The 14084-nt window shown below is 65.8% G+C and carries 13 protein-coding genes; 6 read left to right on the top strand and 7 right to left on the bottom strand.

All coding sequences use genetic code 11. The features are described 5' to 3' along the window. Positions 1-249: 249 nt before the first annotated feature. Positions 250-1461 (bottom strand): tyrosine--tRNA ligase, encoded by a 1212-nt coding sequence (tyrS, locus tag MJ606_RS06335; RefSeq protein ID WP_243048544.1) that lies wholly within the window; start codon positions 1459-1461, stop codon positions 250-252. Positions 1462-1644: 183 nt separating this feature from the next. Here tyrS and MJ606_RS06330 point away from each other — a divergent pair, with 183 nt between their 5' ends. Next, a complete protein-coding gene (locus tag MJ606_RS06330; protein ID WP_243048543.1) occupies positions 1645-3084 on the top strand; it encodes a peptidoglycan DD-metalloendopeptidase family protein in 1440 nt (479 codons plus the stop codon). 6 nt (positions 3085-3090) lie between these two features. Continuing rightward, complete coding sequence (locus tag MJ606_RS06325) at positions 3091-4203, top strand: anhydro-N-acetylmuramic acid kinase (protein ID WP_243048542.1); 1113 nt, start codon at positions 3091-3093, stop codon at positions 4201-4203. Positions 4204-4206: 3 nt separating this feature from the next. Here the strand turns inward: MJ606_RS06325 and MJ606_RS06320 are convergent, their stop codons facing one another. From MJ606_RS06320 to MJ606_RS06310, 3 genes are all read right to left on the bottom strand, one after another. Then, entirely contained in the window at positions 4207-4503 is a 297-nt protein-coding gene (locus MJ606_RS06320; protein WP_243048541.1) for a hypothetical protein, read from the bottom strand. A 97-nt stretch (positions 4504-4600) separates the two neighbouring features. After that, complete coding sequence (locus tag MJ606_RS06315; RefSeq protein WP_243048540.1) at positions 4601-5911, bottom strand: MFS transporter; 1311 nt, start codon at positions 5909-5911, stop codon at positions 4601-4603. Further along, on the bottom strand, positions 5901-6671 hold the full coding sequence (locus MJ606_RS06310) for an exodeoxyribonuclease III (protein WP_243048539.1): 771 nt from the start codon (positions 6669-6671) through the stop codon (positions 5901-5903). The genes MJ606_RS06315 and MJ606_RS06310 overlap by 11 nt, the downstream gene beginning before the upstream one ends. Before the next feature lie 34 nt (positions 6672-6705). On the opposite strand from MJ606_RS06310, the gene MJ606_RS06305 reads away from it, so the two are divergent. The 3 genes from MJ606_RS06305 (at position 6706) to MJ606_RS06295 (ending at position 8637) form a co-directional block, all read left to right on the top strand. After that, entirely contained in the window at positions 6706-7203 is a 498-nt protein-coding gene (locus MJ606_RS06305) for a GNAT family N-acetyltransferase (protein WP_243048538.1), read from the top strand. Positions 7204-7226: 23 nt separating this feature from the next. Further along, positions 7227-7874 carry an orotate phosphoribosyltransferase gene (gene pyrE / locus MJ606_RS06300; RefSeq protein WP_243048537.1) on the top strand — a complete coding sequence of 216 codons (648 nt, stop codon included), beginning with the start codon at positions 7227-7229 and terminating at the stop codon, positions 7872-7874. A gap of 109 nt (positions 7875-7983) precedes the next feature. Then, positions 7984-8637: a DUF4124 domain-containing protein gene (locus MJ606_RS06295; protein WP_243048536.1), complete on the top strand. Its 654-nt coding sequence runs from the start codon at positions 7984-7986 to the stop codon at positions 8635-8637. A gap of 64 nt (positions 8638-8701) precedes the next feature. Here MJ606_RS06295 and MJ606_RS06290 read toward each other — a convergent pair whose 3' ends face one another. From MJ606_RS06290 to coaBC, 3 genes are read right to left on the bottom strand one after another with little or no spacing between them, the layout of a single operon-like run. Further along, positions 8702-11035 carry a phosphomannomutase/phosphoglucomutase gene (locus tag MJ606_RS06290; protein WP_243048535.1) on the bottom strand — a complete coding sequence of 778 codons (2334 nt, stop codon included), beginning with the start codon at positions 11033-11035 and terminating at the stop codon, positions 8702-8704. Positions 11036-11086: 51 nt separating this feature from the next. Then, a complete protein-coding gene (gene dut / locus MJ606_RS06285) occupies positions 11087-11542 on the bottom strand; it encodes a dUTP diphosphatase (protein WP_243048534.1) in 456 nt (151 codons plus the stop codon). After that, the gene (gene coaBC, locus MJ606_RS06280) at positions 11539-12744 is read right to left on the bottom strand and encodes a bifunctional phosphopantothenoylcysteine decarboxylase/phosphopantothenate--cysteine ligase CoaBC (RefSeq protein ID WP_243048533.1); all 1206 of its coding nucleotides are present in this window, start codon (positions 12742-12744) and stop codon (positions 11539-11541) included. The genes dut and coaBC overlap by 4 nt, the downstream gene beginning before the upstream one ends. Positions 12745-12968: 224 nt before the next feature. Here coaBC and radC point away from each other — a divergent pair, with 224 nt between their 5' ends. Further along, positions 12969-13640, top strand: a complete 672-nt coding sequence (gene radC, locus MJ606_RS06275; RefSeq protein ID WP_243048532.1) for a DNA repair protein RadC — start codon at positions 12969-12971, stop codon at positions 13638-13640. Positions 13641-14084 lie beyond the last annotated feature (444 nt).

Here is a 14084-nt window from a genome sequence, read left to right as displayed (position 1 = left end):
TTTCGTTCCGAGTGAGCCGCTCATCTTACATCGTTTTCCGTATCCGTCAACACCTTCAGCGAAGAATTTTTGCTGTCGTTGTTGCCGTGGAAGACGCTGCCAGCGGCGGGGAGGCGAATAATAGGGAGGCACCCCACCTTTGACAAGCAATTTCTGAAATTATTTTTCGTGTTTCGCGTAAGACGTTGTTCTCACGCGAAACATCCGTTCGCGAACGCATCGCGACGACGTTGCGTCGCCGCGATCAACTTATGCGAGCTTCAACAACACGCGAGCGAAGTTGCGCTTGCCGATCTGCAAAACCCCTTCAAAACCCGGGAAAAACACGCGTTGCGCATCTTCGACGACTTCTGCATCGATGCGCACGGCGCGTTCCTTCAGCTTGCGGTTCGCCTCGGCGTTGCTCGGCGTGAGGCCTGCTGCCGTAAGTAGCGCAGGCAGACGCAGACCTTCTGCAGGTATGGCGATTTCGGTGAGCGGCAGCAGGCTGGTATCGCCTTCGCCACGCACCACCGCATGCCAGCCGGCAATCGCCTGATCTGCGGCGGCGGCATCGTGGAAACGCGTGGCCAGTTCGCGGGCCAGCTTGAGCTTGGCATCGCGCGGATTGAGCACGCCGCTGGCCACCGCCTGCTTCATGCGGGCGATGTCCGCCAGCGAGGTCTCGAAACTGAGCAGCTCGAACCAGCGCCACATCAACTCGTCACCGATCTTCAGCGTCTTGGTGACGATGTCGATGGCCGGCTCATTGATACCTATGTAGTTGCCCAGCGACTTGGACATCTTGTTGACGCCGTCCAAGCCCTCAAGCAGTGGCATGGTGAGCACGATCTGCGGCGGCTGGCCGTGGTGTTCCTGCAGGGCACGGCCCATCAGCAGGTTGAACTTCTGGTCGGTGCCACCGAGTTCCACATCGCACTTGAGTGCGACCGAGTCGTAGCCCTGCACCAGCGGATAGAGGAATTCGTGGATGGCAATGGGCTGCTGCGCGGCGTAGCGCTTGGCGAAGTCGTCGCGCTCGAGCATGCGCGCCACCGTGTGCTGGGCGGCGAGCTTGATCATGTCGGCGGCGCCCATCTGGCCGAACCACTCGGAATTGAAGCGCAGCTCGGTGCGCTCCTTGTCCAGCACCTTATAGACCTGCTCGGCATAGGTCTCGGCGTTGGCCAGCACGTCCTCGCGGGTGAGCGGCTTGCGCGTGACGTTCTTGCCGGTGGGGTCGCCGATCATGCCGGTGAAGTCACCGATGAGGAAAATGACCTGGTGCCCCAGGTCCTGGAACTGGCGCATCTTGTTGAGCAGCACGGTGTGGCCCAGGTGCAGGTCCGGCGCGGTGGGGTCGAAACCCGCCTTGATGCGCAGCGGACGACCGAGCTTGAGGCGTGCCGCCAGCTCTTCCTGCTTGATGATTTCGTCGGCGCCGCGCGCGATGGTGGCCAGCGCCTGCTCAAGCTCGTTCATGTATTCCTCAAATTTTCGTTGTTTGGACGTCACCGGAAAGCATAGCTTCCGGAGCGGTTCCGTTAATTGTGTGTTAACCCAAAAGAACACGCAACCCATTGATGGAAAAGGCGTTGACGCCCTTTGCACAGGGCCGCTATGGTACGCGCCAATAAATGGTTTGTACCTCGGGGAACACCGGGCATGGGTGAGAGAACAGAGATCGCGCGTTCAGCGCGCAAACTTGCCATGCGCCGAAAGGCGCAGCGTCGGCACTCTCACTTCTATGAACGTTGCGCCCACTGGTCCTTCGGTTGCCATGGTGACGCAGAACCCATCCGCTGGCACCGCGAGCGCTGGATGCTCGCCGGCACGGCCCTGTTGATTACGGCGGTTTCCGGTTTCCTTATTCCTGCCTGGGCCGGTGCGATGCGCCCGGACACCGTGTCCACGGCCCACGCCATCCTGCCGCTCGCACTGCCCAAGGCCGCCCCCGAAGTCGCCCAGGCGCCGACGGTCGAGGACTGGCACATCGTGCAGGTGCAGCCGGGCCAGACGTTGTCGGACCTGTTCCAGAGCCAGGGCCTGAGCCTCACGGATGTACAGCACGTGGTGGACCAGTCGGGCAATGCCAAGGCGCTGCACCATATCAGTCCCGGCCAGGAGTTCGATTTCCTGCTCGACGGCGACGGCAGCCTCAAGGGCATCCGTTTCGACAACGACGAAGCCAACCGCACCACCATGCGCTTCGATGGCGACAAGGCCACGGTAACGGCGCAGGCGCGCGAAGTGGATCGTCGCGAGCACGTGGCGCACGGCACCATCGACAGCTCGCTGTTTGCCGCCGGCTCCAAGGCCGGCATGAGCAACGCGATGGTGCTCAAGCTGGCCGAGTTGTTCAAATACGACATCGACTTCGTGCAGGACCTGCGCGAGGGCGACAGCTTCACGGTGATCTACGACGACGTGTATCGCGACGGCGCCTACCTGCATGAAGGCGAGATTGTCGCGGCGGAGTTCGTGAACCAGGGGCAGCGCTACACCGCCTACCGCTTCAAGAAGGACGACGGCAGCTACGGCTGGTTCAGCGAGGACGGCCGCCCGATCCAGAAATCGTTCCTGCGTATCCCGGTGGACTTCACGCGCATCTCCTCGCAGTTCAGCGCGGCGCGCATGCATCCCATCCTGGGCCTGATGCGCGCGCACAAGGGCGTGGACTATGCGGCGCCCACCGGCACGCCTATCCACGCCGCCGGCGACGGTGTCATCAAGTTCAAGGGCTGGATGAATGGCTACGGCAATTTCGTGATCATCCAGCACAACGGCACGATCAGCACGGCCTATGGCCACATGTCGAAATTCGGCGACGAGCGGGTGGGCCAGCACGTAAGCCAGGGCCAGGTGATCGGCTATGTCGGCATGACCGGCCTGGCCACCGGCCCGCACCTGCACTACGAATTCCGCGTCAACGAGGTGCAGCGCGATCCGCAGACGGTGACCCTGCCCAAGCCCGAGCCGCTGCCCGCCGTCCAGCTGGCCAAGTTCAAGGCGCAGGTGGTGCAGCCGCAGCTGGCTCGCTTGAAGACGCTGGATGCGAACATCAAGCTGGCCCGCGCCAGCGGCAACTCGCGCAACGACGACTGATCCGACGTGAATGATGCTTCAGCGCTTTACCTCGGCCTGATCTCCGGCACCAGCGCCGACGGCATCGATGCCGCACTGGTGCGCTTCGACAACGACCTGCCGCAATTGGTGGATGCGCTGACGCATCCCTGGCCGCCGGAACTGCGCGAGCGCATCCTCGCGGTGGCACAGGACGAGACCCGGCTGGACCTCGATGCCTATGGCCGACTGGATGTCGCGATCGGCCACTGCTTTGCCGAGGCCGCCCAACAACTGCTGGCACGCAATGGTTCGGCCGCGGTACGGGCGATCGGCTCGCATGGCCAGACCTTGCGGCACCGCCCTGCCGGCGCGTTCCCCTTCACCCTGCAGGTGGGCGACCCGTCGGTGATCGCCGAGCGTTGCGGCGTCGATGTGGTCGCCGACTTCCGTCGCGCCGACGTGGCCGCGGGCGGCCAGGGTGCGCCCTTGCTGCCGGCCGTGCACGCGATGTTGCTGGCGCGCCCCGACCGCACGCGCGTGGTGCTCAATCTCGGCGGCATCGCCAATATCACGGTGCTGGGCGCGGACGGCACGGTGTTTGGTTTCGACACCGGGCCGGCCAATGGCCTGATGGATGCCTGGTGCCTGCGTCATCGCGGGGTGCCGTTCGATGCGGAGGGTGCCTTCGCCGCCTCCGGCCGGGTCGATGAGGCCCTGCTGCAAGACTTGCTGGCCGACCCGTACTTCACCCTGCCGCCACCCAAGAGCACGGGGCGCGAACATTTCCACCTGGCGTGGCTGGAGGCACATGCGCGTGTCGCCTCGCTATCGCCTGTCGATGTCCAGGCGACGTTGCTTGAGCTGTCCGCCCGTAGTGTCATCGAGGCCATTGAGCGCCACGCGCCCGACGCCGCCGACGTGCTCGCCTGTGGTGGCGGTGTGCATAACGGCGTGCTGATGCAGCGGCTTGGCGAGCGGCTGGTACCGCGCCAGCTGCGTAGCACCGCCGAACACGGCATCGATCCGGATTACCTGGAAGCCACCGCGTTCGCCTGGCTGGCGCGCCAGCGCCTGCTCGGCCTGCCCGGCAACCTGCCCGCGGTGACAGGTGCGCGTGGCCCCCGCGTGCTCGGCGCGATCTATCCCGCGCCTCGCTAGTCGTCAGTCATCGCCCAGCAGTTGGTTGCCCGGGGCCAGCTGCGTCGGCGTGGTGCGCGAAAGCGCCTGCATGGCTTCCATGAATGCGGCTTTTTCCTTGGCGTCCCACGAGCCGGCCAAGGTGGTCAGGTCGCCCGGATCGAGCATGGTTTCCGCAAACAGGTTGGTCGAGGCCATGCCAAGGCCATGGCGCAGCGCATGCAGCACCACGTCATTGATGGACCACTGTCGCTCTTTGGCCAGCGCCTTGATGCGGTCGGCCATGAAGCTGTCGATATGGCGTATGACGAGGTCCGGCACGGACTCCCCCTCCCAGTCATAAACCCCCTGTGAGAGCTATCTTGGCACAGCGGAATTTTGGGGACTATCGACCACTTGGCTGATTTTCACGGCGCCGTCACCCTGCCGGGGTGCTCTCCTCACGCGGGCGTTCGCGACCGAAATACGACCACAGGCCGGCGAACAGCAGCATCGCCGGCAGCATCGAGACCACGGTAATGGCGAAGTAGCCGCCATAACCCATCACGGCGACGAGGCCACCCGCAAAGAATCCCAGCACTTTACCCGGCAGGTTCACCAATGAACTCAGCAACGCATATTGCGTGGCCGTGTGCTGGCGGTTCACCAGCAACGAGAGGAAGGCCACCGTCGGCGGTCCCAGCAGACCCTCGGCAAAGTTCTGCCCGGAAATCGCCACCGTCAACAGGGCGAGGTTCCCATGGTGCCCAAGCAGCATCAGGTACAACAGGTTGCTGCAGCCCTCCAGCACGATGCACACACCCAAGGTACGCCAGGCCCCCCAGCGGGCGACCGCCGCGCCGCCGACGAAAGCACCCGCGATGCCGACCCAGACACCGTAGATCTTGGTCACCGCGCCGATCTCGGTCTTGCTGAAGCCCATGTCGCGCATGAACGGATTGAAGATGGTGCCAATGGACTGCTCAGGCAGCTTGAACAACAGGATGAACAGCAGCGTGAGACCTGCGAGCGGCCAACCGTAGCGGCGGAAGAAGTCGGTGAACGGATCGATCACGCTCTCGCGCATCGCCATGCGCCAACCCCGCGGCGTCGAACAGGCGATGGCCGGCTCACGCATCAGGATCGTGGTGACTATCGGCACCGCCATCGCTGCCGCCATCAGCACATAGATCCATGACCAGGCGATATGGTCGGCCAGAATCAGCGCAATCGCACCGGCCAACAGCAGGCCCAACCGATAGCCCAGCGCATAAGTCGCCACCAGCGCGCCCTGGGCGGCGGGCGGCGCGATCTCAATGCGATAGGCGTCGATGGCGATGTCCTGCGTTGCCCCCATAAATGCCACCAGCAACGTCGCCAGCACAAAAGGCTGCAGCCGATAGGGCGTGAACAGCGCCATCAGCAGGAGTCCGCAGAGCACGCCCAACTGGGCGAACAACAGCCAGCCGCGACGTCGGCCTAGCCGCTTGAATAGCGGCAGCCGCCAATGGTCCAACAGGGGCGCCCACAGAAACTTGAGCGCATAGCTCAAGCCCGCGCTGGCGATCATCGTGACGTTCTTCAGCGCGAGGCCGTCTTCCTTCAACCAGAGCGAAAGCGTGACGGACACCAGCAGGAACGGCAGCCCGGAGGAAAACCCGAGCAGGCACATCGTCCATGCCGCCGGTTCGGCAAACGAGTGCCAGACCGATGGCTTGGACGTCGCCGCCCCACCCACCTCAGTCGGCATAATCGACCGTATAAGGCGCGTGGTCGGAGAAGCGCTCGTCGCGATAGATCGAGCAGTGCTTCAGGCGCTTTTGCAGCGAGGGCGTCACGATCTGGTAGTCGATGCGCCACCCCACGTTGTTGGCGCGCGCCTGGCCACGGTTGGACCACCAGGTGTAGTCCTCGCCGGTGGGGTTGAGCGTGCGATAGCTGTCGACCCAGCCGCGCTGTTCGATCAGGTCGTTGAGCCAGGCGCGTTCCTCGGGCAGGCAGCCGGAGTTCTTCTGGTTGGAGCGCCAGTTCTTGATGTCCAGCTCGCTGCGCACGATGTTCCAGTCGCCGCACAACACGTAGTCGCGGCCGCTCTTGAGCCACTGGTCGAAGATCGGCCTGATCCAGTCCATCACCTTGAACTTGAACTGCTGGCGTTCTTCGCCCGAGGAGCCCGACGGCACGTACAGCGATACCACGCTCAGCTTGCCGAAGCGCGCCTCGATATAGCGTCCCTCGTTGTCGAATTCGTCCCAGCCCAGTTCGGTGCGCACCTCGTCGGGCTCGCGCTTGGCATAGATGGCCACGCCGCTATAGCCCTTCTTGCTGGTGGCGTCACGGTAAAAACAATGCGAGCCATCCGGGCGGAACATCGGGTCGGTGAGTTGATCTTCCTGCGCCTTGGTCTCCTGCAGGCAGACCACATCCGCCTTCTGGTGACGCAACCACTCGAACACGCCCTTGGTGGCGGCCGAACGAATGCCATTGGCGTTGAGGCTGATGATGCGCATGCGGACTCCCAGGTGATGCGCCATCATAGCAACCATGCCCGCCCACCCCGATATTCGCGTCGCACCCGTGCATGCCGCGCTGCGGCCCGCACTGCTGCAGCTTGCCGTGCACGAAACGCAGCAACCCTTTGTCAGCCCGATCGCCGTGACGCTGGCCGATGCCGAGCTTTGTGGCGGCAGCGAAGCCATGGCGATTCTTTGCGATGGCGCGCCGATCGGTTTCTATCGCATCGAAACCCAGCCGGGCTGCATCGCCGACCGCGATTTCCCACGCCCCACGCTGGGGCTGCGTTCGTTCTTCATCGATGCCCGCTGGCAGCGCCGTGGACTGGCCACGCTCGCGCTGACGGCGCTGGTGGATGACCTGCTGCAACGCCACCCCGCTGCGCACGACCTTGCCCTGACCGTGAACACCCGCAACACCGCGGGCATCGCGCTCTACCGCCGGGCGGGCTTCGTGGATACCGGGGAGTTGTACCATGGCGGGCGTTCCGGGCCGCAGCACCTGATGGTGCGCGCCCTCGCCCCCTGACCTTTCCATCGAGAGACCCCGCCGTGCACGACTACCAGCGCGACTTCATCGAGCTCACCCTGCAGCGCGAAGTGCTGCGTTTTGGCGACTTCACGCTCAAATCCGGCCGCCAGAGCCCCTACTTCTTCAATATGGGACGCATCGATTCCGGCGCCGCGCTGGCCCAGCTGGGCCGTGCCTATGCGGCGGCGGTGGTGAACGCGGGCATCGAGGTCGACATGCTGTTCGGGCCGGCCTACAAGGGCATCGCGCTGGCCGCTGCCACCGCCATCGCACTGGCCGACCAGCATGCCCGCGACCTGCCCTGGGCCTACAACCGCAAGGAAGCCAAGGACCATGGCGAAGGCGGCGTGCTGGTGGGCGCGCCGCTGCAGGGACGCGTGCTGATCGTGGATGACGTGATGACGGCGGGTACGGCGGTGCGCGAATCGCTGGCGCTGATTCGCGCCCAGGGCGCCACGCCGGCCGGCGTGCTGATTGCGCTCGATCGCCAGGAGCGCGGCCAGGGCGCGCTGTCCGCCGCGCAGGAAGTGACGGCGGAATTCGGCATTCCCGTCATCGCCATCACCAGCCTCGGCGACGTGCTGGCTTATGCCGGCGAGCGTCCGGAACTGGCCGGCGAACACCAGCGGCTGGTGTCTTACCGCGAACGATACGGCGTGAGCGGCTGATGACCTGCGCCTCTTGGCGAAGCCGGTCACACTAGGAACACCGACGCCATGGCAACGTCGTAAGCGTCACTGGTCCTGCCGGCTATACTTCGCCGACAAGGGGGATTTCATGCGTAAAACACTTATCGTCATCGCGATGCTTGCGCTGACCGGCGGCCTGCACGCGCAGGCACAGAAAACCACATCCAGCAGTTTCCGCTATCGCTGGAAGGACCCGAGCGGCCTGCCGCATTACAGCGACAGCCTCACCGCGGATGCCTTGAAGTACGGCTACGACCTCGTCAACGATCGTGGCCTGGTGGTGCAGCACGTCGACCGCCAGCTCAACCCGGAAGAACGCGCCGCCGCGCAGAAGCTGGCCGACCAGCAGGCCGCGGAACAGCACGCCGCACAGGAGCGCCAGCGTGCCGACGCGCAGATGCTGGCCGCCTATCCCACCGAGGATGCCTACAAGGCCGGACAGCAGTTGCAGCTGGACAGCATCGACCAGCAGATCACCACCACGCAGGCCAATATGCGCACCCAGGAAAAGGCGCTGACGGACCTGCTCACCCGCGCCGGCGATCTGGAGCGTGCCAAGCAGCCGGTACCTAAGCTCCTCAACGACAGCATTGCCAAGCAGCGCGACGTGGTGGCCAAGCAGCGCGACCTGCTCGAACACGAGCGGACCGCCCGCGATGCCGCCGCGCAGAAGAATGCGCAAGACCTGCAGCACTACCGCGAGTTGAAGGCGGCGCAGGACAAGAGCCAGCAGGGACAGTAAGGCAGCGCTCCTCGGGAAGCTGTCCAGCTAGCGAGAAGGCCCGGTTCTGCCGGGCCTTCGGCGTTCAGAACGGCAGCTTCAGCGACGGATCGACCGCCAGCAGCTGCTCGCGGAAAACATTCTCGATGCGGGCCAGCGCCGCGGCGTTGTCGGCATCGAAGCGCAGCACCAGGATGGGCGTGGTATTGGAGGGCCGCACCAGGCCCCAGCCGTCCGGCCAGTCGGCACGCACGCCATCGATGGTGGTGAGCGTGGCATCGCCGAAGCTGGCCTGCTGGCGGAACTTCTCGATAAAGCGGTAGTGCGCGCCCTCGGCCATCTCCACCTTGAGTTCGGGCGTGGACACGCCCTTGGGGCAGGTGGCGAAAATCTCCTCTGGCGTGCGTTCTTCCAGATCGCCGGCAAGGATCTCCAGCAGGCGCGCACCTGCGTAGATGCCGTCGTCAAAGCCGTACCAGCGCTCCTTGAAGAAGAAGTGGCCGCTCATCTCGCCGGCCAGCTCCGCACCGGTTTCGCGCATCTTGGCCTTCATCAGCGAATGGCCGGTGCGCCACATCAGCGGGCTGCCGCCCGCGTCGAGAATCACGCCCTTGAGGTGCCCGGTGCACTTCACGTCGTAGATGACGGTGGCGCCCGGCTGGCGCGACAGCACGTCGCGCGCGAACAGCATGAGGGTGCGGTCGGGGAAGATGATCTCCCCTGCCTTGGTGACTACGCCCAGGCGGTCGCCATCGCCGTCGAAGGCGATGCCCAGGTCCGCGCCGGTCTGCTTCACCGCGAAGATCAGGTCTTCCAGGTTGTGCGGATCGGACGGATCGGGGTGATGGTTGGGGAAGCTGCCGTCCACATCGCAGTAGAGCGGGATCGCCTCGCAACCGATGCCCTCGAGCACCTGCGGCGCCACTGCGCCCGCGATGCCATTGCCGCTGTCGACCACCACCCTCAGCCGGCGTTCGGCCTGCACGTCGGACGTAATGCGCTCGATGTAATCGGGCACCACATCGACGTGGCGCAGATTGCCCTTGCCGTCGCCCTCCAGCTGGTGGGAGGCGATGCGCTGGTAGAGATCCTGGATCGCGCCTTCGGCCAACGTCTCGCCGCCGACCACGATCTTGAAGCCGTTGTACTCCGGCGGGTTGTGGCTGCCGGTAACGGCTACGCCGCAACCCGTGTTGAAGCGATAGGCGGCGTAATAGACCACCGGGGTCGGCACCGCGCCCAGGTCGATCACGTCGATGCCAGCCAGGCGCAGGCCATCGGACAACGCCCCCGCCAGCTCCGGGCCGGACAGGCGACCATCGCGGCCCACCACGATTTCGGGCAGCCCCTTTTCGCGCATCACCGTGCCGATGGCCTGGCCCAACATGCGGGCCACGTCCTTGGTCAGCGACTTGCCGACCACGCCGCGCACGTCATAGGCGCGGAAGATGGTGGGATCAACGGTGACGGGTGCGGCAGGCTCCGCTTTGGCGGCGGCCAGGCGGGGAGCCGGTACCGGCTTGGCCGGCTCGGCGGGTGACTCGATCAGATCCGACAGAATTGCCTCCTCGACGTCGTCGGCGCGCTGCCGACGCGGATGGTTGCGCAGCCACAGCAGGTAAAAGCCACCGCCCAGGCACAGCAGCCCGAGCACGCCGGTCAACAGCCAGACGCGGGGCAGCACGATGTAAGCCGCCGGCAATGCTGCCACCACGCTCAGGGTGCTGCCAACCACCGGCTCGCCGGCGGACGACTCGCGCTCAGCGGCCGGGCTGCCCGATGCCAGCAGGCGCAGATCGCCGCGATCATCGCCCTGGCGCAACTCCAGCCGGCCGCCGGCGGGGGAGACCGACTCGAAGCGCTGCTGCAACGGCCCGAACGGCAGCGCCACCCAGACCCAGGCCACCGGGTGCGTGGGCTTGCCCACCGGCAGCACCAGGCTCAACACCCGACTGCCCTGGGCGCTATAGATGGTTTGCGCCAATGGCGCGCCATCGGCGGTCTGGGCGGCCATCAGCTGGGCCGCCTTGCCGTAGCCGAATACGCGGTAGTTGGCGTGCAGTACTTCATCCAGGCTGCCGCTGTAGGCATCCACCGCGACTGCCTGGGGTAATCGGGTGCGCAAGGTGGCGGCGGCCTGTGCGGGATCGGCCACCACGGTGACGGGATCCAGCGTGTCGACCACCGATGCGACACGCGCCCGCTCGCCGGCGATCTCGTCCGCCAGCGCCTTGGCCGCCTGTTTCTGCGCCGCATGCACGCGCTCGTTGGCGGTAGCCTCGTCGGCGATCAGCCAGGTCTGCCAGAGGCAGGCGAGCCCCAGCAGCAGCAGCAAGGTACCCGCCGCCAACGGCAACAGGCGGCGCCACTCGATGGTTCCCGCCAACGGTCGTCCGCCAATGCTCATGATCTTCGCCATGCCCTGTCCCCACACAGGTTGTCCGGCACATGCGGCATCCGCACGCTGTGCCTAGTTGAGCCCGGTCGACCCGAATCCGCCCTCGCCCCTCTGCGACGGCGCAAACTCCTGTACCACCTTCAGACGCGCCTGCGCCACCGGCACCAGCAGCAGCTGGGCGATGCGATCGCCCACTGCGATGGTGTACGGCTGCGTGCCGCGATTCCAGCACGAAATCATCAGCGGCCCCTGGTAGTCGGCATCGATGACGCCGACCAGGTTGCCCATGACCAGGCCATGCTTATGGCCCAGGCCGGAGCGCGGCACGATCAGCGCGCACCAGCCCGGATCACCGATATGGATGGCCATGCCACTGGGCACCAGGGCGCTTTCGCCCGGCTGCAGGGTCAGCGGCGCCTCGACGGCGGCGCGAAGGTCCATACCGGCGCTGCCCGATGTCGCCGGCTGCGGCAGCGGAATGGTATCGCCCAGGCGCGGGTCGAGAATCTTCAGCTCGACGTCGATCATCCACGCACCGCCCGGTAGCGCTCGGCCACCTGGGTCACCAACTGGCGCGCCAGCTCGGTCTTGGAGGTGCGCGCCAGCTCGGCGGCGCCATCGGCCCAGTACAGATTCAGCGCATTGTCGTCGGCCTCGAAACCGAGGCCACTACCCACCTGGTTGGCGGCAATCATGTCCAATCCCTTGCGCTGGAGTTTGTCGCGCGCGTATCGCGCCACATCATGCGTCTCGGCGGCGAATCCGACCAGGAAAGGGCGCACGGTTTGCGCGGCCAGCGTGGCGAGGATGTCCGGGTTCTCGGTCAGGTGCAGCTCCAGCGCGGCGCCGTCGTGTTTCTTGAGCTTGTGGTCGGCCACTTCGGCAGGGCGGTAATCGCCCACGGCGGCGGCGCCGATATAGATATCGGCCTGCGGGGTGGCGGCCAGCACGGCGTCACGCATCTGCACGGCACTGCGCACATCGACGCGACGCGCGATGCCGGGCGGCGTGGCAAGGCTCACTGGCCCGGCCACCAGGGTCACTTCGGCGCCCGCCTGCGCGGCGGCCTCGGCCACGGCGAAGCCCATGCGACCAGAGCTGCGGTTGCCGATGAAGCGCACCGGGTCGATGTCTTCATAGGTGGGGCCCGCGCTCACCACGACTTTCAGTCCACGCAGCACCGGCTTGCCGAAGGAGGCGACGATGGCCTCGCGCAGCTCCAGCGGTTCCAGCATGCGGCCCGAACCGATATCGCCGCAGGCCTGGTCGCCCGAGGCGGGACCGAGCAGGTGGACGCCACGCTGGCGCAAGGTGTCGATGTTGGCCTGCACCGCCGGGTGCGCCCACATCTGCTGGTTCATCGCGGGCGCCACATAGACCGGCGCGGCACTGGCCAGGCACACCGTGGTGAGCAAGTCATTGGCCATGCCGTGGGCGAGCCGGGCGAGCAGGTCGGCGCTGGCCGGCGCAATGATGATGCGCTCGGCCCAGCGCGCCAGTTCGATATGGCCCATGGCCGCTTCGGCTTCGGCATCCCACAGACTGGTGCGTACCGGCTGCCCCGATAGCGCCTGGAAGGTGGTGGCGCTGACGAAGTGCGTCGCGCCCTCGGTCATCACCACACGCACCTCGGCACCGAGGTCGCGCAGGCGACGGACCAGCTCGCAGGACTTGTAGGCGGCAATGCCGCCGGACACGCCCAGCAGGATGCGGCGTTGGGCAAGACTCATGGTGAGGAACCTGACAACCGGTTGAGCGCGTAGCTTACCGGATCGTCAGGTCCACTCGGTGCCATGGCACCGTCCTGCGATGGATCGACAGGCACGCGGAACGGTGCGCTTGTCCGCCGATTGAACTGACGGCCTGCGCCCACCCCACCCGGATCACGCGCCCGACCACGATCGCGCCATTCCACCGATGGGCGTCCCCGAGACATTGCCGGCAGGCTGGGGAGATGAGCATCCGAGAATGGCCCGAGCAGGAACGTCCCCGCGAAAAACTGTTGGCCAAGGGCTGTGGTGCACTGTCCGACGCGGAGCTGATCGCCGTGCTGCTGGGCAGCGGCGTACCCGGCAAGGACGCCATCGCGCTGGGCCGCGAGCTGCTGAGCCACCGTGGTGGCTTGAGCGCGCTATTGGCAGACCCCGGCGGTGCCGTGCGGCTGCGCGGCATCGGCCCGGCCAAGCGGGCGCGCCTGATCGCCGCGCTGGAACTGGCCCGCCGCTCCCTGGCCGAGCAACTGACCGAACGCCCCACCCTGGGCAATCCGCGCGACAGTGGCGACTACCTGCGCGCCCGGCTGCGCCACCTGCCCTATGAGGTGTTCGGCTGCCTCTATCTCGATAACCGCCACCGTGTGCTGGCGTTCGAAGAGCTGTTCCGGGGCACCGTGGACGGCGCCAGCGTCCACCCGCGCGAAGTCGTGCGCGCCTGCCTGCAGCACAACGCCTCAGCGGTGATCTTTGCCCATAACCACCCCTCGGGCGTCGCCGAGCCCAGCGCCGCGGACCGGGCGATTACCCGCGAACTACGCGATGCGTTGCAGCTGGTAGGGGTGCGGGTGCTCGACCACCTGGTGATCGGTAGCGCGGCGCCGGTGTCGATGGCGGCGCTGGGGCTGCTTTGACGGCGTGAATGCCCCAAAGAATAACGGCGCGGGGGGAGATCCGCGCCGTTTGGCCGTTTTGTGGGGAGAAAGGAGAGGAACGGCGATCTCCTGCCCTCGTCGGCGGGGAGGTGCCTGGAGGACGGAGTGAAGTGTGGCGGTGCCGCATGACAGGCCCATGACGTGGATGGGACATTTCAAGTCACGGTGGAGCGCGGCAACTTATGCACACTCGGCCTCGGACGCCACTTTCCGGCCAACTGTTGTCAAGGTCGTCACGTGTGCCTAGCAACATACTGAATAGATTGATTATTTTTCTTTACATTGCGGTTTCGGCCGAAAAATCGTGGGCATCCCGGTCAACGGCCGTTGCGTTCCCCACAGACTTATCCACAGATTTTCCCATCGCGGCGCAGCATGCCGAGGGCCAGGCTTGATCCGGTTGCCGGGGCGCCGGTCTGATAG

It is taken from the genome of Dyella sp. RRB7, from assembly GCF_022761115.1.
GTDB lineage: Bacteria > Pseudomonadota > Gammaproteobacteria > Xanthomonadales > Rhodanobacteraceae > Dyella.
Note: the sequence above shows the minus strand (reverse complement) of the source record. Positions and strands in the feature narration are given on the sequence as shown.

Excerpts from the sequence above, each read along its gene's own strand:
- tyrS (WP_243048544.1), bottom strand. The coding sequence starts at position 1,461 with ATGAACGAGCTTGAGCAGGCGCTGGCCACCATCGCGCGCGGCGCCGAC.
- MJ606_RS06330 (WP_243048543.1), top strand. The coding sequence starts at position 1,645 with ATGGGTGAGAGAACAGAGATCGCGCGTTCAGCGCGCAAACTTGCCATG.
- MJ606_RS06315 (WP_243048540.1), bottom strand. The coding sequence starts at position 5,911 with ATGCCGACTGAGGTGGGTGGGGCGGCGACGTCCAAGCCATCGGTCTGG.
- MJ606_RS06310 (WP_243048539.1), bottom strand. The coding sequence starts at position 6,671 with ATGCGCATCATCAGCCTCAACGCCAATGGCATTCGTTCGGCCGCCACC.
- MJ606_RS06305 (WP_243048538.1), top strand. The coding sequence starts at position 6,706 with ATGCCCGCCCACCCCGATATTCGCGTCGCACCCGTGCATGCCGCGCTG.
- MJ606_RS06295 (WP_243048536.1), top strand. The coding sequence starts at position 7,984 with ATGCGTAAAACACTTATCGTCATCGCGATGCTTGCGCTGACCGGCGGC.
- MJ606_RS06290 (WP_243048535.1), bottom strand. The coding sequence starts at position 11,035 with ATGGCGAAGATCATGAGCATTGGCGGACGACCGTTGGCGGGAACCATC.
- dut (WP_243048534.1), bottom strand. The coding sequence starts at position 11,542 with ATGATCGACGTCGAGCTGAAGATTCTCGACCCGCGCCTGGGCGATACC.
- coaBC (WP_243048533.1), bottom strand. The coding sequence starts at position 12,744 with ATGAGTCTTGCCCAACGCCGCATCCTGCTGGGCGTGTCCGGCGGCATT.
- radC (WP_243048532.1), top strand. The coding sequence starts at position 12,969 with ATGAGCATCCGAGAATGGCCCGAGCAGGAACGTCCCCGCGAAAAACTG.